Source organism: Bartonella massiliensis, from assembly GCF_902150025.1.
GTDB classification, from domain to species: domain Bacteria; phylum Pseudomonadota; class Alphaproteobacteria; order Rhizobiales; family Rhizobiaceae; genus Bartonella; species Bartonella massiliensis.
In genome coordinates this window covers 1-1,437 of sequence record NZ_CABFVS010000043.1, presented here as the reverse complement: position 1 = coordinate 1,437, position 1,437 = coordinate 1, and the positions used below count along the sequence as shown (strand labels likewise).

Sequence of the window (1,437 nt, the reverse complement as noted above, 5' to 3'; positions counted from 1 at the left end):
CCACCGAGAGCCCCCGCTTTGATATCAGAGAAGTCTTTTAAAGCCTTAATGCGATAAAGAGTTGTAATCTCTCTAGTAAACATATTTTAATTTTTTGATTTCACTGGTTAATTCATATTTTTTAGACATAAAGATATCCTCACAATTTAATGTGATAAACATTGAATAAAATTTGGAATAGGAAATTTTAAAGAGGGGCGCCCCCGCCGCGCCCGTGCTTATTTAAGCAGCATCACTTTCATATTCGCTGTCATTATCATCATAATAATAGCTTTCAAAATCAGCATAATATTCATCACGATAATAATCATCTTCACTACCAAATTCGGGATATGCCTCATTCCAAATATGATCATCAGCAGTTAAAGAAGCGGCACTATGAATATAAGAAGAGCCAGAGATAAGAGCATCACAAACAACAGCATCATCGAAAACACGCGAGTCATCACAAATATGAGCAGCGCCACTTATTTTTGCATTGCCACCGACATGAGCATCATCACAAATAACGGCATCATCCGAAACATGAGCATGGTCAGTGACACGGGCGTTATCATAAATTTGTGCATTTCCTTCAATTACAACGGCATTGCTAATTTGTGCATTGCCATAAAGCTTTGCATTGTCCTTTATTGTCATTCCTTCAAAAATAGCATTTCCATAAATTTTAGCATTGCCATAGACGTCTACAAAATAGCCTTTTACTTTAGCATTTCCAAAAACCCGTGCATTTTGAAGCACCCGCGCTCTGTCATATACCCAGCAATTGCCATGATGAGATAAGTTTTTTTCCTTTTCAATATAGCCCCCCAGATCGCCAGCCTTAACATCACCAAAATCTCTTAAAGCACGAATGCGATATAATATATGACCAGCTACAAAATCCATTGCGCCTGTAAATTCATATTTTTTTGATGTTTTTTTCTTATTAATAGATGCGGTTTCATTTGAAATGGAAGAAATAACGGGGGTGTTTTTTGATATAGTTTTCATAGTTAAAACCTTACTGATTATACGTTTTTCAATTGACACCTTCTATAGAGGCGTCGGGTGTTGAAAAACACGGCAGTAAGTCCGTTGCTTACACTTTTCCCATAAGGGTATTATATGGTGTAAGCACACCCGACAAAATCATTATATGCCAATCACAGCATAAAAGATAGTCAGTATTTTAAAGACTTTGGAAAGGTTGTTTCGTAACCTATCCGCTTACTGTTTAAAGTGTTTTTCAATCACTTGAGTATTTATATAGCAAAATACGTATTTATTGTCAAATAATATTTTATCTTTTTTGATATTTTTTATGATTTTTTTAAATGCATTGTGTGTAAATATTTATCATATGCTTATTAATTGCTTCTTTTGTATTATCTGCTTTTAAAGCTATATTATGGGCTTTCTTAAACGATTGCGTTATTTTTTGAATCTATACATTTA

Annotated in this window: 1 protein-coding gene; it reads right to left on the bottom strand. The window is 34.3% G+C overall.

Annotated features, from left to right (window positions below; all coding sequences use genetic code 11):
• Positions 1 to 222: 222 nt before the first annotated feature.
• Positions 223 to 993 carry a hypothetical protein gene (locus FNZ60_RS08740; protein ID WP_142417196.1) on the bottom strand — a complete coding sequence of 257 codons (771 nt, stop codon included), beginning with the start codon at positions 991 to 993 and terminating at the stop codon, positions 223 to 225.
• Between the last annotated feature and the right edge of the window lie 444 nt (positions 994 to 1,437).